The organism is Sorangium sp. So ce124 (assembly GCF_051525235.1).
Taxonomy (GTDB): Bacteria; Myxococcota_A; Polyangia; order Polyangiales; family Polyangiaceae; genus Sorangium; species Sorangium atrum.
Genome location: NZ_CP150312.1, coordinates 4995997 through 5015701, shown reverse-complemented (window position 1 = coordinate 5015701; position 19705 = coordinate 4995997). Strand labels below are relative to the sequence as shown.

Below are 19705 nucleotides of genomic sequence, written 5' to 3'. Positions count from 1 at the left end.
GCCCTAGCCGCCCCACGCGTGGAACCCGCCCTTGTGCTGGGAGAACGCGTGGCTCGAGATGCCGATCCCGTCCGTGGTCAGCATGGCGAGGGCCGTCGCCCTGATGTAGTTGGAGATGGTGTGCTTGAGGCCGAACACATCGGCCTTGACGCCGATGAGCTCGACGTACAGCCCCATGGCGTCGATCTTGTGCCCGGTGATGGTGAGCTGCTTCTCGAAGAAGACCCTGTACTCGCCTCCGGCGAGCTGGAATTCGCTGTCGAGGCGCCGCTGCCCACCCGGGGCGAGGAGGTTGAAGCCGCCGGTCGCGATCATGGTCATGCTCGCGGGCGTCGAGACCTCGAAGCCCCCGGCGGCGGTGACGAAGTAACCCGCGGGGGTCGAGATGGTGGCGCCGCCCGAGATCGTCTGGGTCAGGTCGCCGGAGATCGTCTCCACCGACGATCCCGTGATCGTCTGGGTCCGGCCGCCCGAGAGCGTCTCCTGCTGCCCCCCGTCGACGGTGCGCAGCTCGCCGCCGGAGATCGTCTGCTGGACGCCGCCGTCGATGGTCTGCGTGGAGCCGGCGTGGATGGTCTGCGTCGCGCCGCCGTCGATGGTCTCCGTGAGCGAGCCGTCCACCGTCGTCTCCTGATCGGCGTGGTAGCTCTCGTTGACGTTGCCCTTCACGGACTCGTTCTGCTTGCCGCCGACCGTGATGTCACGCGTGCCGCCGGTGTGCATCGAGGTATCGCCGCTCGTCGAGAGGACGTAGTTGTGCGAGCCCAGGCCGGCGTGCGCGCCCAGGTGGAGGAAGGTCTTCTCCGGCGGCGTGGAGATGTCGACGTACTCGGAGCCTTGCTTGTCCTCGATCTCGATGCGGCTCAGGCCGCCCGTCTGCACCACGTTCTGCGAGTGGTTGGCCTGGACCACCGGGCTCGGCGTCGTCTTATTCGGCGTCACCCCGACGATCACGGGCTGGTCTGGATCGCCTCGCAGGAAGCCGACCTGCACCTCGGTGCCCTTGCGCAGCGGCAGGTGCATGCCCTCGGGATTGCCCGCGTGCGGCTGGAGCATGCGCAGGCGCGTGGAGGCGGCGCCGTCGGGCAGCCCGCTCTCGTCGAGCAGGATCCGCACGAGGTAGCGCCCGTGCCCGTCGAGCTGGGCGAACTCCGACTCGGCGCTCCCGTCGATGCGCGCCCGCACAGTGCCGGAGATCCGAGGCCAGGGCGTCAGCGACGGCGGGGTCAAGTGCTGGCTCGCGTCGACCAGCTTGACCTCGCACTCGTACAGCAGGCGATCGGAGGAGATGGCCTCGCCTCCGCCGGCACGAACGGGGCCGCCAGCCACGCGGGCCTCGCTGCCCCTGTGGACGATCTCCGTCACCAGATAAGCCTTGTTGAGCTCGCCGCGCGGGTGCTCCACGAGGTCGAATACGAACCCGGGCATGAGCCCGAACACGCGTCCCCTGGCCTGGCAAGTGGTGCGCCCGGCGAGGTATTCCAGCGCGCGCGTCTTGGCGTGGCTCTCCGACCGCTCGGGCCGGTCTTCGTTGACCTTGAAGAAGTGGACGTCCCCTCCCACGCTCGCCGGGGTGGCGTCCGCAGACCCCGTGACCGCGAGCTGGGGGTGGAGCGGATCGTAATCGGTGACGGTGACCCTCCGGGGCGTCACCTCGTGGCGCCACCGGAAGGTCCGCAGCGCCTCCCCCGCACTGACGTCGTCCTCGCCCTGCGGCACGAACCTCACCGGCTCCGTGCGAGCCTCCGAGTGGCTCGACTTGCAGTCGGTGAGGATCAGCTTCTCTCCGTCGTCGCCCTGCTCGAAGAAGTAGTACGCGCCCACGCGCTCGAGCCACCGGGTCAGGAAGACGAGACGGCTCTCGCGGATCTGGCACACGTGCGGGAGCGCCGGGTACTTGCCGGTCAGGCGCAGCTCGAAGTCGCTGGAGGAGAGCCCGCCATCCTGGAGCGTCTTCTCGAGGATGTCGGGGAGCGCCATGTCGATGAACACCCGGCTGTGCTCGCCCAGCGAGAGGCCCCACAGCTTCGGCACGAGGTCGAGCCGGAAAATCGAGTGCTGCGCCAGATCCTCGACGAGCTCGAAGGCGGCCACCGTGCCCGAGTAGGTGCTGTGGGGAGCGTCCGGGCGGTCGTGATGGATGGTGAGCTTGGCCCTCTGGCCCGTGGCACCGTCGAGTCCGAGCCCGAGGCCATCGGCCAGGGGCACGGAGACCCGGATCTGGAACCGGTAAGGTCGGTTCAGCGCCTCGTGGCCGTCGAACGCGACCACCATCGCGCTCTCGGGAAGGAACCCTGCCGAGATCTCGTAGAGTCGGGGCATGAGGGTGCCTCCAGGGTAGGGAGCCTACGGGGCGAGCAAGAGGACCATCACCTGGCTGGGGACCGCTCGCATGCCCGGGCAGTTGGTGTTGTTCTGGATACCGACGCTCGTGAGCCGGGTCGCCGGCTGGCCGCCCACGAGGACCGTGAACGCGGCGGTGACGTGCCGGTTGGGCCCCATGACGGTGCCCGACGCGACGCCGGTGGCAACGCCCGCGTTGTCGCCGTTCGACATCGCGGTGGAGCTCGACATGTTATGCGCGGGGGCGTACATGAAGAGCACGTTGGGCACGGGCTTCGTCACCGTGGGCCCCATGCCAACGTTGGGATAGGGAATGGGCACGGGCGCAGGCGCCGGGGGCGCGGGCGTCAGGCACACGTCGGGAAAGCCCATGTCTACTCCCATCATCTGCGTGTTGGCGAAACACATGGTCGTTACCCGACGTGGACCTGCGCGGCGTCGAACTTCACGAGCTGCTCCGCCGTGGTGACGGCGTTCTCCCCGTGGATGTGGACGAGGTTCTCGGCGCGACGGTCGATGTTCTTCGCCTCCACCCGGTCGAGCTCGTCGGTCCGGCGCAGGAAGTTGACGGCCCGCTGGTAGATCCTCCCGGCGATCGTGTCGAACGTCTCGGCGACCACCCGCACCTTCTTCGTCTTCGTCGTGATGGAGTGCCCGACCAGATCGAGGAGCGAGGAGAAGGCCACTCTCACGTCCGCCGCGTCGACCTCAACCGCGCCGACGTGCACCCCGAGCGCCTCGGGCGATGCGAGGTCGACGCCTTCCTTGGCGAGGACGCGGAGCCGGCCGTTGGGCACGCTCAGGGACACGTCCCGGTCGAAGACCAGCTTGGTCTCGCCGGCGTGACCGCGCCGGAGGACGGCGAGCACGTACGCCTCGTCCCGCGAGCCCACGACGAGCACGCGATCCCCGGGCGCCGGGGAGACGATGCAGGAAGGGGCGATCTCGACGTCTCGCTCGCCCGTCGACGTCGCCACCCGCACCCTCTGCCCGGCGCGGGCCAGCACCGTGCCTAGATCCGTTGTCACGTCCGGCTCGGTGGGGAAGAGCGCCCGCGCGGATCGAGCGGTGGGCAAGACATGCACGGGGGAGCTCTCCACAGTTTCGGCTGCGATGGCCATGGTCGTTCCTTTTGCTCGCGAGAAGCCTAAAGCGCAGGGGTGAAGTTCTCGGCCCGCGCGCGCTCTTCGTCGGTTCCGAGCGCCACGGCGCGCGTGGGGATGGTGGCGCCGGCATCCTTGACGCCGTGCAGGATGGCGCGAAACATCTTCGCTCGCATGAAATTCGCGTTCTCCAGGTTCGACCCCGAGAGATCGGCGTAGGTCACGTCGGCGCCCACGAAGGAGCCGCCGCGCGCATTGATGCCTCGGAGCGCCGCTTCACGGAGCCGGGCCCCCGAGAAGTCGGCCCGCGAGACGTTCGCGCCGTCGAAGAGCGCCTGTTCGAGGGAGGTGCCGCGAAAGCTCGCGCCCTCGGCGTTGGCTTCGATGAACATGGCGCGCGCGCAGCTCGCCTCGTCCAGCCTGGCACCGGAGAGGTTGGCCCCCTTGAAGTTCGCCTGGACGAGCTGCGCCCGCTCCAGGATCGCTCCGGAGAAGTCCGACTCCTGGAGCTGGCAGAGCTCGAAGACGAACCCGGCGAGGTTCATCCCACGAAACCCGCACTTGTTGAGGACAGCCATCTCGAGGCGCAGGCCATCGATGGCAATCGTCCGGAAGTCGACGTCGGAGACGAAGGTGCGCTTCAAGACGGCTCCCCGGAGGTCCATCCCGTCCATCGGAGCCTCGGAGATGATCGTCCGATCGATGGCTGACCGCGCGAACGAGGCGCCGGACAGGTCGCTCCTGAAGACCGTCAGCATGACGATGGGCGTCTCGTCGAAGCGGGCCCCCCGCGCCAGGCTCTCCGTGAGCTTGGTGAGCTGGACGTTGGCCCCGACGAACGAGGCACCCGACAGATCGCACTTGTGGAAGGCGGTATGGTGACAATCGGCGCCCGCAAGGACGGCATCGCGGAGGTCGCACTCGATGAGTACGGCCTCCTTGAGCCTTGCCCCGTTCAGGCGGGCACGAGCCAGGTTGCCCTTCGAGAAGAGGCCGCCCGAGAGATCGACGCCCGAGTAATCCTGGTCTGCGAGGTCCAGCCCATCGCAGAACTCGCCCGAACGCACGCGAGCTGCCAGATCTGCCCCCTTCACACGCCGACCGCTATCAGCTTCGTGCGTGCGCGTCAAGGTCCCCCCTGCCCCGCGATCGTCGTCCTGTAGAGCGACGCTATACTATTCCTCTCCGAAATCTGCCTCAAGGTCACACCCTGACCATGATCGTGTACCCTCAATCGTCCGCAACCACGAAAATCGCGGCGATTTCAGCGTAGCGCGCCTCGCCGCCGCGGCGTAGGTCGTCCGAGCGGTGGGGCCTTCGGACCCGCGCACCGCGCGGGGAGCGTCGCGCGGATGGCTTCGCCGAGGCTCGCGAATGCGGGAAGGCATCCCGCATCCGGCTCATCCATCTCCGCGAGCGTCAAGCGTCGCTGACCGGCATCGTCGTCGCGGTACGCGGGTCGTGCCGCTTCAACGTCAGCGCCCTTATCGGAGCCCACGAATAGATAGTTTTTTCTTCCGAGGGCTACACGTCTTAGCTGCCGCTCGACCTCGCCCGTTATCTATCTCGAAGCGTCCATCCGTGAAGCAGCGCCGCCACGCGGCCTCCTGGTTGATGGCGTACTGGGTAGCGATGTAGAGCGGCGTGCCTGGCACGAGCCGCAGGTGCAGCTCGTGAATCCACTGATACAGCTCGTCCACAACGGGGAGCGACCGCTCCTGCCGGTGCGTCAGGCGCGCGTCCGTGGACAGCGCCTCCTCTTTGCAGGTCGCCTCGATTCGGTAGATGGCCTTGAAGTACGAGAGCGCCGCTGACGTCGATACCCTTCGACATGGGCCGACGGTCTTAGAACGCGCGTTCCACCTCAAGGCCGATCGCGCCACGCCAAACGTGCGAGCCCCGACGGCCGGCCCGCGGGGGGCCCAGCGCAGAAGAACTCAGCGCCGCAATTCGCCGAGGAAACGGGCGGCCACCGCGGCCGGCGAGCCCTTCTTCTCGTCCACGGCCGCGTTCATCCGGCGCATCTTCTGCGCGTCGATCGTCCCCGACAGCCCGCGCAGCGCCTCCAGCACCTCCGGGCGGGTGCGCGCGAGCCGATCGCTCACCAGCACGAGCGCGTCGTACGGCGGGATGGCCCGGCGATCGTCCTCCAGCAGCACCAGATCGTCGACGATGATCCGCCCGTCGGTCGAGAAGGCGGTGATCACGTCCACCTGCTCCGCCCGCAGCGCCTCGTAGAGCAGCGACGGATCCATGCTCCGTGCCTCGCCGAACGCGAGGCCGTACATGCGCTCGATGGCGCGCCACTCCGGCCGCTGGAAGATCTCGTAGTCGCCCCCCACCCGCAGCGATCGCGCCCGCGCCCCGAGATCGCTGATGCGCCGGATCCCCAGCCGCTCGGCCTCGGCCCGCCGCATGGCGAGCGCGTAGGAGTTCTCGAACCCGAGCGCGGCGGCCACGTGGACGTCGTACCGATCGAGCAGCTCCCTCTCCACCGTGGCCAGCACCGACGCGCGGTCCGCGCCCTCCGTGCTCCGTCCCAGGACGTTCGCCCAGAGGGTGCCCGAGTAGTCGACGTAGACGTCGATCTCGCCGTTCTTCAGCGCGTCGAACACCACCGTCGATCCGAGCGATCCCAGCGTCCGCGCCGGCACGCCGGCGACGCGCTCGATCCTCCCGGCGACGATGCCGGCGAGGATGTACTGCTCGGTGAAGGTCTTGGCGCCGACGGTGATGGACACCTGATCGCGCGCGAGGAGGGCGCGCACGACCGGGGTGGCCGCGAAGACCGCGAGCCCGGCGAAGCCGCCGAGGCACAGCAGCACGAGGCGCCGGCTGTGGCGCGTGACGCCGGCGAGCAGGCCACGCACCAGGCCGTCCAGCACCAGCGCGAGCCCGGCCGAGGCCACACAGCCGATCAGCACGGCCGTGTAGTTGCGCGTCTGCAGCCCGCTGAAGATGTAGTCACCAAGGCTCGGCGCCCCGACCGGCGTGGAGAGCGTGGCGGTGCCCACCGTCAGCACCGCCGCCGTGCGCACGCCGGCCACGATCACCGGGAGCGCCAGCGGCAGCTCGACGCGGCGGAGCTGCTCGCGGGGCGTCATCCCCACGCCGCGCGCGGCCTCGATCACCGCCGGATCGAGGCCCGAGAGGCCGGCCGCCGTGTTCCTGAGGACCGGCAAGAGGCTGTAGAGGAAGAGGCCGATCAGCGCCGGCAGGTAACCGATGCTGCGCGCGCCCAGGGCCGCGAGCACGGGCACCATGAAGGCCAGGAGCGCCAGGCTCGGGATGGTCTGGACCACGCTCGCCACGCCCAGCACCGGCCCCTCCAGGCGGCGCGATCGCGTGACCAGCACGCCCAGCGGGACGCTCACGGCCACGCCCAGCGCCAGGGCGACCAGCGTGAGCCCGAGGTGGGCGGCGAGGTAGCGCGGGAGGAGGGCGAGCTGCTCCTTCACGAAGCGTCGCCTCCAGCGATCGTTCGCGCGGGCGCGCCCGCGATCAGCGACTCGACGGCGCGCGCCTGATCGAGCGGGCCGCGCACCAGATCGGCCACGTAGTCGTCGGCCGGCGCGCGCACCAGATCGCGGCCGGGCGCGAGCTGCAGGAGGCGCCCGCCGCGCATCACGCCCACGCGATCGCCGAGGAGCAGCGCCTCGACGACGTCGTGCGTGACGAAGATCGCCGAGAACCCCAGGCTCCGGCGCACCCGCGCGAACGATCGCTGGAGGCGCTCGCGCGTGATCGGATCGAGCGCGCCGAACGGCTCGTCGAGCAGCAGCACGCCCGGCTCGGCCGCCAGCGCCCGCGCCACGGCCACGCGCTGCGCCTGGCCGCCGGAGAGCGCGTCGGGCCGCCGATCGCGGACCTCGGCTGGATCCAGCTCGACCAGCTCCAGCAGCGTGTCCACCCGACAACGGATGCGCCTCGCGTCCCAGCCGAGGAGCGCCGGCGTGATGCCCACGTTCTCGGCGACCGTCAGGTGCGGGAAGAGCCCGAGCCGCTGGAACACGTAACCGATGCGGCGCCGGAGCGCGTGCGGCGGCACGGTGGTCACGTCCTCGCCCTCGACGCGGATGCGACCCGAGCTCGGCTCGATGAGCCGGTTCGTCATCTTCAGCGTCGTGGTCTTCCCCGATCCCGACCCGCCCAGCAGGACCACCAGCTCGCCCGGCTCGACGCGCAGGGAGACGCTGTCGACAGCGACGATTCCATCGTAGCGCTTGGTCACCTGATCGAGCTCGATCATCGCCGCCGAGAGCGTGGCTCCTCGCGTACGACCCGGAAGCTCGAAAAGACATGGGGATAGTCCCGGCGATACCAGTTGCGGAAGCTCGGCCGGAGGAAGCCCTCGTCGGTCGCCCACGAGGCGCCGAAGACGACGTCGTGCTCCCCGTCGAAGAAATCCGCCGAGTACCCGGGGTACGTGCGGGCGTACGCGACGAAGCCGGGCAAGGGCGCGAAGGGCGTGGACGTCCACTCCCAGCCATTGCCCACCAGCTCCTCGACGCCGAACGCGCTGGCGCCGTCCGGGTGGCTGCCCGTCGGCACCGGCGACCATCCGCGAAAGCCGAAGTGGCCATGACGCGGCTCGCCCGGCGCGTGCCCCCACGGACGCGCGCGCACACCGCCGCTCGGCTCGCCGAACGCGGCGCGGCGCAGCTCGGCCTCGGTCGCCAGGCGCCCACCGCGCCAGACTGCATAGGCGCGCGCCTGCTCGCCCGAGACCTGCGCCGGCCAGCCCGACGCGACCTCGAAGGAGACCGGCCCGAAGATCGTCTTCACCGCCAGCCCGCCTCCGCCGCGCACGAACGTACGGGGCGTGAGCGCGGCCCGCGCACCGTCTTCCATCGCCTCGAGGAAGGCCAGGTAATCGCCGTTCCGCACCGGCAACGAGTCGATGGTGAAGCCCGGGACATCGATCTCCGCACGCCCGAACTCGTTGTCCCAGCCGAACGGGATCGCCTCGAAGTCCGCGCCGATCACCACGCGGCCCGCCGGGACGCGCCGGGGCTCGGCCGCGCGCCCCCCGCCGCCCACGAACGCGGGCGCGCCGTCGGGGCGCCGCGCGTTGCCGTGCTCCTGGAGCATGTACATCAGCGTCTCGTGGTGCATCCGCTCGTGCTCGATCACGAGCTGGAGGATCCGCCCCCGCGCGCCGAGCACGTCCTCGGCGCGCGCCAGCACGTCGGGGATGCGCGCCCGCACGGCGCGGCGGACCTCGTCGCGGTACGCGATCACCTCGGCGACCGCCGGCCACGCGTCCCTCGACGCGGCGCGGGCGCCGTCCTCGCCGGCCGGATCGATGCCGCGCTCGAACAGCACGTCGAAATCGCTCCGCATGGGCCCGAGCCCGAGGACGCCTCGGCCGATCTGGTTCCACGCGAAGGCCGGGAGGTGCCCCAGGTAGAACGCGAAGGGATGTCGCAGCGCGATGGGCCGATGCCCCATCGACGCCTCCGGGACGAGCGCGAACAGCTCGTCGCTGCGGCGCCACGCGGCGGCGAGGAGCGCCTCGAACGAGGCCTCCGTCACGCGTCGCTCCGCCGGAGCAGGGCCAGCGCGAAGAGCTGGTCGGGATCGGTGTGCCACGAAGACACAACGAGCCCTCCGGCCCGGGCCGAGGCCTGGAGCGAGTCGCGCGTGAACTTGCAGCTCACCTCGGTGCGGATCTCGGCGCCGCGCTCGAGATCGAGCCGCAGATCGAGCGCCGGGATCTGCACGCGCATCCGCCGCGTGGCCACGAGGCGCATCTCGATCCACGCCCGCGCCGCGTCGTAGAAGGCGCGGTGCGCGAACGCGTCGGGCGCGAAATTCGCCCCGAAGCGCCGGTTGATCACGCGGAGCGCGTTGCGGTTGAAGGCCGCCGTCACGCCCTCCGGATCGTCGTACGCGGCCTCCAGGCGGGCCGTATCCTTGACCAGATCGACGCCGACGAGGAGCGCGTCCGACGGCTCCATGACGCGCGCGACCTCGCGGAAGAAGGCGCGCCGCTCGTCGGGGTAGAGGTTGCCGATGGTGCCCGCGAGGAAGAGCACGAGGCGCCCCCCGCCCCGGCCGAGCCGCGGCAGGTCGGTCGTGAAATCACCGATCACGCCGCGGAACGTGTACTCCGGGTAGTCGGTGCGGAGGCGGCCGATCGACGTCTCCAGGAAGAGCCCGTTCACGTCCAGCATCGTGCACGTCTCGCCGCCGCCCACCCACCGCCAGGCGTCGAGCAGGATGCGGATCTTGCGGCCCGCGCCGCTGCCCAGCTCGACGAGGCGCCGCGGCCGGACGGCGCGCAGGATGTCTCCGGCGCGCTGCTCGAGGATGCCGACCTCCGTGCGCGTCGGGTAGTAGACCGCGAGGTTGGTGATCTGCTCGAACAGCTCGCTCCCGAAATCGTCGTAGAAGTAGACGGGCGGGATCTCGGGCAGCGATCGTGTGAGGCTCTCGCGCAACCGAGCGCGCTCATCGGGTGAAGGGTACGCATCCTCCGCAAATGTGGAGCTCAACAGGACCTCCTTGAGGGAGCGCTGGGCAGCACGTCCATTGGGAGGAGAGCGGCGGACGTCAAGCCGTCGCGAGCTTGTCCGCCTCGGCGAGAATCAACACCGGCACCAGGGAAGTCTTGGAGGCATGTCCACCGCGAGACGAGTGCCACTCGTCTTTTCTTGGAGGCATGTCCACCGCGAGACGACATCAAAGCGGATGGGGGTAGCGCTCATGGGAGTCTCCGGGAGTCATTGAGGGGCAGGGCATCCCGGTCGGCGGCCAGCGGCGCCGTGACCCTGTCGATCCCCGCACGGGCGCCGGCGCCATGGTCGGAGGCCAGGTAGCCGAGGCCGGCGACGTTCAGCGCCAGCGTCAGCCAGAACACGACGCGGAAGGAGCGCTTGCTGGATTTGTGGCGCAGCAACTGCTGCGCATACAGCGCGCCTGGCCAACCGCCGACCAGCGCCAGCAGGTGCAGGGTCTGCTCCGGCGTGCGCCAGGCGCCGCGCGCGGCGGCGCGCTTGTCCTTGTAATAGACCAGCAGCGTCACCAGGCTGGCGCCGAGGTAGAGCCAGGGCAGCACACGCGGCACCCGCCCCAGGGCGGCCAGCGCTGTCACCAGCGCGAGGAAGGGCAGCGCCACCAGCAGGGCGCGGCTCGCCGGGCCCAGGCTGGCGCTGGCGCCGGCCAGTTCGACGTCCTCGGCGCGGGCGCGGCCCTGCGCGTCGCGAGCCGCACGATAGCGGACCGTGGCGCCCACCGCGGGGCGCTGGCCGCGCGGCAGCGACTTGATGTGCACAAAGGCCTCGGGGCCGCCGTCGGCCGGCGCGATAAAGCCAAAGCCCTTGTCGTCCAGCCAGCGGACGATTTTTCCGGTGTTGCGCATGGGGTCTCCTCGAAGTGCGGGCGCCGGGTCAGCTCGGTGCGGCGGGGCCGTCAGCGGCCCCAGCGGGGTCACCGGATGGGGCCGTGTTCCGCGCACCATCCTAACGCGGCCAGCGGGGGCGGCGGCACATCAAGCGGAAGCTCGAGGGTCTGAGCCCTGTCGGCGCCCTCGATTCCGGCGGCCTGAGCGGCCGTTCGGGGTGGCGCGCGGATCGAAGAGACCCTCGAAGGCGCCCGGCGGCGCGCGCGGTGCTCCTGTTCGCCAGGCTTACGAGCGCTCTCACCGAACGGCGCGCGCCTCCGCTCGGGCACAGGCCGCGCGTCTTTCACGAGCTGGTCTATTTTGTCGTCACACAGGACACGTCGTCCGCCGGAGAAGTCCAGTCCCCCACCGTTGACTCCAGCTCTTGAGACGGATAGTACATCACGAAATTATAACACATCTCATCCAGCGTCCGGTCCCCGAATTCCACGGCACTGTTGCCCGGGTTGTCCCACGCGCAACGCGTCCTCACGGTGTCGCCGCCTCGAAGGATGGTATCGTTATCGTACCAGATCTGGTTGTCGAAGTTCCACGGATCGGCGAGCCCCAGGTTGCTCGGCTCGCTGCCGTCCGTGGGCACCGTGTTGCTCGACAGGTGCTTGCCGAGGGTGTGCATGTGCGGCATGACACTGATTACCGAGAGCGCCCCCATATCCGGCGGGAACTGGTAATCGCAGCTCACGTCGAACGAGCCGTGAGGCGGGATGTTGATGTCTTCTGTGCCGAACATGAAGATGCCGGCGTCGTTGGGGCGGAGCTCCGTCGTCGTGCAGACGTCGAAGCCGGTGCTGTCTTGCTGCCCGTCGAGGCCCTTGATGTTGCTGTAGTGCACCTGGATTGTGAAGTGTGCCGTGTCTTCCAGCGGGAAGCCCGCCTCTGGCGGCAGCTCCATGGCCTTGCCGCCGGGCGCCCAGACGGCCAAAAGAGCCCCCATGATGTCGCCCCCATTGCACGGCGTGGGCGTCGAGGGAGACGCCTCATCCGCCTTGAAGAGCAGGATATGGTGTACAATGGTGCTGTTGTCGATGTGGGGCACGACCCCGACGAGGTGTCGTTTCTGGCCGATCTCTACATCGACCCCATAACACATATACTGGTCCTGGACGCCCTTCGGCATGACGTAAGGCGCGGACGGCGCTAGCAGGACATCCGGTGTGCAGCTCAGGGTCGGAGGGTCGATGGTTCCGCCGCCGCCCGGGTCGACGCACGTGTCTTTACCGGCCGGCATGCCGGCGGCGATCCATTGATCGAAGATCGCGAGCTCCGCGGCGGTCAGGCGCTCGGTCGGGGGCGGAGGCATGGGGCGCGCGGTGTCGCGGGCGCGTGCGGCGACGAGCTCGTAGACCTTCTTGTTGGGATCGCTCACCGCGGGCGCGACCAGATCGCTCCGGTCGACCAGCGGGAACGGCGCGCCGAACTTCGGGGACGCCCCGTGACAGGTCTGGCACTTCGTCGAGAGGATCTTGTCGACGTCGCACGGCAGCGCTTCCGCGTTGCCGTTCTGCGGACCGGAGCCGGATGAGCCGCTGCTGCCCTTCTCGGCGTCGCTGCACGCGACGACCACGAGAGCGGATAGGAAGGACAGCGCCGAGAACAAATAACGACTACGATTCATGCGAGCTCCTCGGGGAAAAGTGCGACCTGAACCGGCGTTCGAGGGTATCGATCGCTGATCTGCGGCTTTTCGGAAGGGCGGTCGAAGACCGAGATTCCGAAAAACGCCGTCGAATCGGGTGGAAGAAGAACGCGCGCCGCGAGCTCCCGAGAACAGCGGGAGACTTGGCGCGTGAGAGCACCGGCGACCCAGGTCTACGGACGGGCCGGCGACCTGGCGTCGGTGCTCCTTCGGTGAGTGCCCGCCCGCTCTGAGATCGTTCAACGGTGCGCGTGTACCTCGAAGATGTCCTCGCCTGCCCTTGTGGCGGTCGGCGTCGGGTGATCGCGGACCTTCACGATCCCGAGGTGGTGACCGCTATCTTGGTCCACCTGGGGCTGTAGGTCCGATCCGGCGGCACCGTCCAACCGGGTGATGAGGACGAGCTGCTGGTGTCGCTGCCCCCGGCGCCTGATGCTGACGTTCCGCCGTCGTCGCCGCCGTCGCTCGCGCCATGGCCGTCTTCGGGAACGATGACGGTGCCAGTAGGGTACAGCTATACGGTAGGATGCCTTCTTGGTGCTACGTCGCAGTAATTCCAGGCGTTTCAGGCGTGGAAGACCTGCCCCATCGCATAAGGCCCGTTCTGTCAATGAGCTCGTACAGTCGGACTGCACGAGTCAGGAACGGCTCCGAGAATCTTGACTTTGCGGAACGCGTTTGCTTGTCCTATCCTCCACGTCGAACCCGTCGCACGCCGCGGAGAAGCGTCGCTCTCGGCGCTCGAAAGCCGCGTCGGGACTGTCCTTGTGCTCGAAAGGCCGCGCAAGATACGCTCCACCTGCGAGTGCGAGCTGGGTACACGCATCGAGCGCGGAGGGCTCGGCTGCAGTTGCGACGCGAAGGCGGGTTCGGCTGGCGAATGTCGCTGCGGAGAGACGTGCCGCTGCAGCTCGTGTCAATGCGGTGCAGGGGCTGACTGCAGCGTGAGCACGAACACATCGGCGGCCGGCTCCGCCGATGCGTCATGACGACTGCACACTAGCCACGATGAGCCGGTCCGCATTTTCGCGGACCGGCTGCCCTAGCAACGTGCGGGAAGCCACGCGATCCATGCGACGCGATTTCCCCCTGCGTCACCGCTACCTGCGATCATCAGCGTGGAGCCGGTCCACACCTGGGACGCCAAGCTGAGGTGCACACCCGAAAGTTCGGCTCCGCCTTCGCGAAGCTCTCGACCGATGTCCCGCACTCCACCGCAATCCCACAGCACGGCGTCCCTAGCGGACCGTCCGAGTCTGCTCAAACCTACCTGAACGGAACCGTCGGAGCTCTGCCCTTGAATCCAGCTCTCGTCGTGTCCGGGCAGCGCATCGAGCCGAACGAAGCCATCCGCCTCGCTCCAACGAAACGAACTCCGCTCGGGTTCCAGAGCTGCTCCCGCGGTAACGGACAGCTGGCCGTAGATCGTGCTCCCGTCGTCGCTGAGGCTACCCAGCACGAGCTTCAGCCAGTAGGCACGCCCCATCACCCAATCGACGGGGGGCTCCAGGCGTGTGCTGCCCGCCGTCGCGCTCCAGCGGTATAGCGCTTCGCCGTCGGTGCCGAAGGCCAGGCGTCCGTCGCCCGTCGCGGAGACGACGCTCGGTACGTCGAGGGACACCATGCCCGTCTCCTCGGTCCAGCGAAATGCCGTCACTCCCTCGGAGCTCTCGTCATGACATCCCCCGAACGCGATGCTCCCGTCGTGGGAGATGCTGCTCGCCGAACAGTAGGGAAACTCAGGGATGCCGGTCAGGGGCAGGACGCGGTCCGGGGCTAACCACAGGAAGCCTTTTCCGTCGTCTCCATATCCCGCCATCGTGGCGAAGTCCTCGCTCACAGCCGAGCAGCCGGCGCGAGCAGGCCAGCCGAGCGTGGTGAGCAGCTCGAATCCGCGGCTCTCCGTCCATTGGAACCACCTCGAGTGGCCGTCGCCCGCCTCTACGTCAGCTTGGAGCTCGACGCTTCCGAGCGCGGCACTCCCGTCGGCGCTCACGAAATCGATTTGGCCGTTCCACATCGGCTCGGAAGGCCCGAACGGAACGTCGCCGGTCTCCTCGGTCCAGCGGTAGAACGAGACTGGGCCGAACTGGATCCCGTTCGGGATCGCCTCGATGTTCATCACTTCGCCGAAGAGGCTCTTGCCATCGCCGCTCAAGCGCGACGGGGCATACATTCCGACCGCAGGAGCGGAGTAGGGCAGCCGGGTTGTCCCTGCTTCGGGGGTCCAAAGGAACCGCACTCCGGTGGTGAAGTCGCTGTCAGTATCGGCCGACGCCGAGAATCCAGCCACGACCGACCCGTTGATGTCCGCGCCGATCCAATCCGTAGAATAGTAAACTCCTGCACGCGGCGTGGTGCTCGCCGGATCGATCGGACCGACAACCACGAATCGAACGTCGGGGTTGGGAGGCTCGCCGCCATCGCCGAGCTCGCCGGACGACCCGCCGTCTTCAGCACTGCCCGCCGCGCCGCCGTCTTCTGTCGCGGCGCCACCCTCGCCGGTCAAAGGTGCGTCTCCGAGCGGTTGCTCCACCTCCTGACAAGCGAAAGCTGCGACGACCAACGGTGCCAGCGTTCGGACCATGCGCGAGGTAGGCATCGGAGCTCTCATGTTGGGGCGGATAGGAAACCATAGAGCTCTCGCCCGCGTCAAGCCCCGCGGGAACGGCGCCGGGCGAGCCGTCTATCGCGCATCAAACACCCGGCCTGCCCCGTCGCAGGGCCCGCGCGCCGTGCATTGGGTGCAGCTCTGGCTCGACGACCGCGACGTGCGTTTGCCATGACGGGCTCGGGCCGGGTGCCCACCTACGCCGCGTCGAACCCGAACGCCATCGGTTCCCACGTTGGATCGCGCGCGGGTGCTGCCGTTCGGGGCTGCGAGGGCAAGTTCAGATGATCGAGGATGCGGCGCACCACCGCTGAGTCGGTGATCGTCGAAAGCACGCGCATCCTCCGTTCGCATCTCGGGCAGCGGAGCGCATCGAAGCCGAACGAACGCTTCATGAGCACGGCCCACTCGACGTAGCGCGACGTTGCGAACAACTCCCCTTCGAGCAGCCGCCCCCAGTGCAAGACCGAGATCAGGGTCGGCTCAACTCACACCGTGGGCTCGGCATGCGCGAGCGACCTCGCTGAGAGCGCCGGCGGAGCGCACGGCGACGCGGGCGCGGGCGATGCGGGCGCGGGCGCGGCGGGCAGAGGCGCGTGCCCCGCGCACGGCTCAGACTTCGCGGCGCGGGCCGGAGGTTTGGGTGTCACGAGAGAGCGCCACGACGAGCGAGGCGCGAACACGCCATGGTATCTCACAAGCGGGATCTTCGGCGGAGGAATCAAAGCCGCGAGCCGGGCCATGAACTCCATTGGACTCATGACGCGGTGAGTGCGTCCCCGCCGAGGTGTCTTCAGCAAGTACGCTATACGCCCATCGGGCAGGAGCTCGATTCGATCGAGTGCGAAGGCCGGGCGGGAGCAGTGCCGCACGAGCCTCTCGCGCGCGGATCGTCGACCGCCGTCATCCGCTGCGATGCGCACCGCGCAATGCACGTCGAACCCGTCGCACGCCGCGGAGAAGCGTCGCTCTCGGCGCTCGAAAGCCGCGTGGGGACTGTCCTTGTGCTCGAAAGGCCGCGCAAGATACGCTCCACCGAAATAAAGACACGGCTCTCGCCGTGTCTTCGTGGTGGAGGCGCTGGGAATCGAAACGCCTGCCGAGGGTGGGCATCCGCAGGGATCGCGTAGGTTTCCGCATGAATCGCGAGCGGCAACCGTGCCATCGACGGCGGCTAAGTGCGCGAAGCCTCGTGAGCCGGACGAATCGCAGACGAAACCGGCAGACCCCCGGACGGTGCTGCTCGGCCAGCTCGCGGAAGGCATCAGGGCGGCGCTCGCCGAAGGTGACTTGGAGGCGGCGCGCATCGCCCACGAGACCATCGGGCCGCTGCTCGGCGCGCCAGGGGCCGACGCGGCCGGCGTCATCGACCTCGCCGCCGAAAGCGGCCGGTTGGGCCCGCGTTGGGCCACACCGGAAGCTAGCGCGGTCGAGCATCGACCCGAACCAATTGAAATCATTAACCTTCATGCCGATCCCTCCGCGGCACCAGGGAAGTCTTGGAGGCACGTCCATCGCGAGACGAGTGCTACTCGTCTTTTCTTGGAGGCATGTCCACCGCGAGACGAGCGCCACTCGTCTTTTCTTGGAGCCACGTCCACCGCGAGACGAGTGCTACTCGTCTTTTCTTGGAGGCATGTCCACCGCGAGACGAGTGCCACTCGTCTTTTCTTGGAGCCACGTCCACCGCGAGACGAGTGCCACTCGTCTCCCGCGTGGAGGAGCCGGCTCACCCGGATGGGTTCACGGCGTGCTGCCCGCTCCGAGCGGTGGCGCCGGGACGGCTTCGGGCTTTGTGGCGGGGGCTCTTCGACGGGGCTTCGCGAGGTCGTCGGCCATCTCGACGTACGGCGCCAGCAGGAACGCGGCCAGCGCCTCGCTCCCCGGGATCTCCGGGTCGGCGTGGCTCTCGATCTTCTGGATCAGGCTCCGCAGCGCATCCCGGGCGGCGCTCCACTGCGGCCGGCCGTCGGTCGGCCCGCCCTCCTTGGCGAGGACCACGGTCGTGAAGCCGTAGGCCTCGCCGAAGCGCGCGTGGGCGGCGACGAGCTGCCGGTAGTGCCGGGTCCCGCCGAACTGCTCGATCACCGCCTGCGCGCGCTCCTCCTCCAGCGCCCTCATCCGCTGCACCATCGCGGCCCACTGGACCCGGGGCCGGCGCGTGATGAACCGAAGCCCCTCGGGCGCCGGAAAGAGCTGCCCGTACAGCCAGCGCGCATCGGACGGCGACGGCGTCTGCCCATCCTCCGAAAGCCCGGCGGCGCCCGCGTTCCACTGCTCGAGCGCGCGCCATCGGTCGTCGCTGTCGGTGTTCGCCGCGCTCCGCTCGGCCTCGCTCGTCCCGGAATGGCGCTGGTCGGCCTGCGCGCTCGCCCGCACGCCGCGGAAATCCTGAAGCTCTGTCGCGGCCGCGTCGAAGCGCTTCCACGGCCTGTCGATGTGCGGCGGCAGCGCCGCGATGGGCTCGATCCCCCTGGGCAGCGGCGCGTCGCCCTCCTTGCGCTTACCGCCCTTGGGCCGGAGCACCGCCGCGATGCGCGCGCTCATCTGATCTCGGAGACCGATCACGTCGTCCGCGACGAGCTCCTGGGGGAGGACCATGGTCGAAAACATCGGTAGTTCACTCACGGGGGAAACCTCCTGTGATGTCTGATCGGTTCTGGCCTGCCGCCGCGGCGACACGCCGTGGTTTCGTTGCGGCGTGGCTGCACGGCAACCCACGTGCCGGCGCGAGATGCGTGGAGGTCTCGGCGAAACGCCTCAGACAGCGAGGAGCTGAGCGCAATGCCCTGTCATGATCCGCAACGGATTGCGCTGTTGCGCAACGCTCCCGTCGGCGCGTCACGACCGCTCGTGTGGGGGACTCGCGACGCACATGGTTGGCCGATCCGCATGAAGTCGCGTTTCACGTCGCCGGGCTCAACGCCGGCTGCTGTCCGGCCCGCTCTCCTCGGTCAGCTCCGCCTTCTGCGCGCGCCGGCGGCACCTCGAGCCCTGCAGCGCGGGCCAGCCCCATCACTCCCTCCACGGCCGCCGCGATGTATCCGAACGGGTTCGCCCCATCGACGGCCGTGATGTGCACCTCTCCCATCCGCTGCTGGAACGCGGCGGCGAGCGCCGGCATCTGCTGCGCGACCGTCAACCGGATGACCTCCGGCGACACGGTGTTCTCGATCTCCCGGAGCGCCCGCGCGCGGTCGAGCTCGATCTCCTGCGTGAGCCGCGCCTTCCTCGCCTCGATCTCGGCGATGGCGAGCTCGGCCTCGGCCACGAGCCGGCGCGCGCCCGCGATCGCCGCGCGCTGCCTGAGCAGGTCGATCTCATGCGCGCTCGCGGCCATCTTCGCCGCGTGGCGCGCCGCCGCCGCCTCCGCCTCGAGCGTCGTCTTCTCGATCTCGGCCCTCAGCGTGAGCGCCGCGATCTGCTGATCGTGGGCCAGCCGCGTCTCCTTCAGCCGCGCCTCGGCCGCGAGCTCCTCGAGCTTGCCCTGCTCGCTCGTCGCCTGTCGCTGCTGCTTGAGGCCGACGTCGGCCGCGAGCTTCCTGAGCTCGATCTCGCTGTCGAGCGTGATCTGCCGCTCCCGGGCCGCCCGCTCGGACACGAGCTTCGCCTCCGACACCCGCGCCTCGGAGGCGAGCTCGTCGAGCCGGGCCTTCTCGCTGGTCTCCTGGCGTCGCGTGCGCAGCTCGACCTCGGCGGAGAGCTTGGTCAGCTCGATCGCGCGCTGCGCCTCGGCCTCGCCCTGCCGGACCGCGCGCTCGGTGAGCAGCGACGCCTCCCTGGCCTTCCGCTCCTGCTCCTGCCGATAGTGCGCCTGCAGGTTGCCGAACACCGCCGGAGAGAGGATGCGCACGTCCTGGATCTCGATGGTATCGATGAGGACGCCCCACCCCTTGTCGGTGGCGTCCTCGGTGCTGCCGCGCCCGGAGACGACGGGCACGATCTCTCGTATCAGCTCGCTGGCGAGCCCTTCCTTCCGCCGCGTCAGGCATTCCTCGACGGAGAGGTTCGCGACCAGCCGGCGCACGGCGCCGGCAAACATGTCCACGAGCAACGCCTCGAGCTTCTCCTGCGCGCGCTCCGGGAACGAGAAGTTCAGCATCCGGAACGCGATGAGCGGCTCCACGATGCGGTAGACGGCGAGCCCAGTGACCTCGACACCGACCTTCTCGAGGGTGACCTGGTCGGCCGTGAACTGGAGCTTCTGGACCGTGGTCGGCACGACGGCGACGCTGTCGCCCGGGAGCTTGAAGCACGACGCGCCCTGACCGGAGGTGGGCCGGAGGCTACCCCGCCGCATGTGAATCAGGTACTCGCTCGGCTTCGCGCTGATACGGCCCCACTTCTTGAGCTTCTCTGGATCTTCGGCCGGCTTGCCGGCGCGCCAGCCCTGATCGTACCGCCCGCGACCGGCCGCCCCGTTCCCGTGATCGTCCGCGTGGAGGATCGGCGCGGCGCCGCCCGGCACGCCGCCCTCGTGGATGATGACCCTGCGCTGCTCGATGTGCGTCATGACCTCTACCTCGCGAGTCCGGCTTTCGCAGGAAGCGGGCCACTCAGGGGGCACGGCGAAAGAGGCGTTTCAGGGCCGCGCCGCGCGCCGCCGA

The 19705-nt window shown here is 69.1% G+C and carries 15 protein-coding genes and 1 pseudogene; all 16 read right to left on the bottom strand.

Features of this window, described 5'->3' with window-relative positions; genetic code table 11:
- Nucleotides 1–3: 3 nt before the first annotated feature.
- The 16 genes and pseudogenes from WMF19_RS18785 to WMF19_RS18710 all read right to left on the bottom strand — a co-directional run bounded on the left by WMF19_RS18785 (nt 4) and on the right by WMF19_RS18710 (nt 19611).
- The gene (locus tag WMF19_RS18785; protein ID WP_437900348.1) at nt 4–2322 is read right to left on the bottom strand and encodes a type VI secretion system Vgr family protein; all 2319 of its coding nucleotides are present in this window, start codon (nt 2320–2322) and stop codon (nt 4–6) included.
- A 24-nt stretch (nt 2323–2346) separates the two neighbouring features.
- Complete coding sequence (locus tag WMF19_RS18780) at nt 2347–2751, bottom strand: DUF4150 domain-containing protein (protein WP_437294882.1); 405 nt, start codon at nt 2749–2751, stop codon at nt 2347–2349.
- 5 nt (nt 2752–2756) lie between these two features.
- Nucleotides 2757–3464: a DUF3540 domain-containing protein gene (locus WMF19_RS18775; RefSeq protein WP_437900347.1), complete on the bottom strand. Its 708-nt coding sequence runs from the start codon at nt 3462–3464 to the stop codon at nt 2757–2759.
- 26 nt (nt 3465–3490) lie between these two features.
- The gene (locus WMF19_RS18770) at nt 3491–4513 is read right to left on the bottom strand and encodes a pentapeptide repeat-containing protein (protein WP_437900346.1); all 1023 of its coding nucleotides are present in this window, start codon (nt 4511–4513) and stop codon (nt 3491–3493) included.
- 410 nt (nt 4514–4923) lie between these two features.
- Nucleotides 4924–5260, bottom strand: a pseudogene (locus WMF19_RS18765) (IS66 family transposase); the annotation flags it as partial.
- A gap of 123 nt (nt 5261–5383) precedes the next feature.
- Nucleotides 5384–6904, bottom strand: coding sequence for a glycine betaine ABC transporter substrate-binding protein (locus WMF19_RS18760; RefSeq protein WP_437900345.1), 1521 nt, complete (start codon nt 6902–6904; stop codon nt 5384–5386).
- On the bottom strand, nt 6901–7695 hold the full coding sequence (locus tag WMF19_RS18755) for an ATP-binding cassette domain-containing protein (protein ID WP_437900344.1): 795 nt from the start codon (nt 7693–7695) through the stop codon (nt 6901–6903). The genes WMF19_RS18760 and WMF19_RS18755 overlap by 4 nt, the downstream gene beginning before the upstream one ends.
- On the bottom strand, nt 7692–8981 hold the full coding sequence (locus WMF19_RS18750; RefSeq protein ID WP_437900343.1) for an SUMF1/EgtB/PvdO family nonheme iron enzyme: 1290 nt from the start codon (nt 8979–8981) through the stop codon (nt 7692–7694). Before WMF19_RS18750 ends, WMF19_RS18755 begins: the two co-directional genes overlap by 4 nt.
- Nucleotides 8978–9889 (bottom strand): L-histidine N(alpha)-methyltransferase, encoded by a 912-nt coding sequence (gene egtD / locus WMF19_RS18745; protein ID WP_437900342.1) that lies wholly within the window; start codon nt 9887–9889, stop codon nt 8978–8980. The genes WMF19_RS18750 and egtD overlap by 4 nt, the downstream gene beginning before the upstream one ends.
- 263 nt (nt 9890–10152) lie before the next feature.
- Nucleotides 10153–10809 (bottom strand): DUF1294 domain-containing protein, encoded by a 657-nt coding sequence (locus tag WMF19_RS18740; RefSeq protein ID WP_437900341.1) that lies wholly within the window; start codon nt 10807–10809, stop codon nt 10153–10155.
- Nucleotides 10810–11146: 337 nt separating this feature from the next.
- Nucleotides 11147–12466: a peptidylglycine alpha-amidating monooxygenase gene (locus tag WMF19_RS18735; protein WP_437900340.1), complete on the bottom strand. Its 1320-nt coding sequence runs from the start codon at nt 12464–12466 to the stop codon at nt 11147–11149.
- Nucleotides 12467–13529: 1063 nt separating this feature from the next.
- Nucleotides 13530–15074: a hypothetical protein gene (locus WMF19_RS18730; RefSeq protein WP_437900339.1), complete on the bottom strand. Its 1545-nt coding sequence runs from the start codon at nt 15072–15074 to the stop codon at nt 13530–13532.
- A gap of 221 nt (nt 15075–15295) precedes the next feature.
- A complete protein-coding gene (locus WMF19_RS18725; protein ID WP_437900338.1) occupies nt 15296–15493 on the bottom strand; it encodes a hypothetical protein in 198 nt (65 codons plus the stop codon).
- Nucleotides 15494–15586: 93 nt separating this feature from the next.
- Nucleotides 15587–16363, bottom strand: a complete 777-nt coding sequence (locus WMF19_RS18720) for a transposase (protein ID WP_437901646.1) — start codon at nt 16361–16363, stop codon at nt 15587–15589.
- A gap of 478 nt (nt 16364–16841) precedes the next feature.
- Nucleotides 16842–17699, bottom strand: a complete 858-nt coding sequence (locus WMF19_RS18715) for a hypothetical protein (protein ID WP_437900337.1) — start codon at nt 17697–17699, stop codon at nt 16842–16844.
- A 304-nt stretch (nt 17700–18003) separates the two neighbouring features.
- Nucleotides 18004–19611 (bottom strand): SPFH domain-containing protein, encoded by a 1608-nt coding sequence (locus WMF19_RS18710; RefSeq protein WP_437900336.1) that lies wholly within the window; start codon nt 19609–19611, stop codon nt 18004–18006.
- Nucleotides 19612–19705 lie beyond the last annotated feature (94 nt).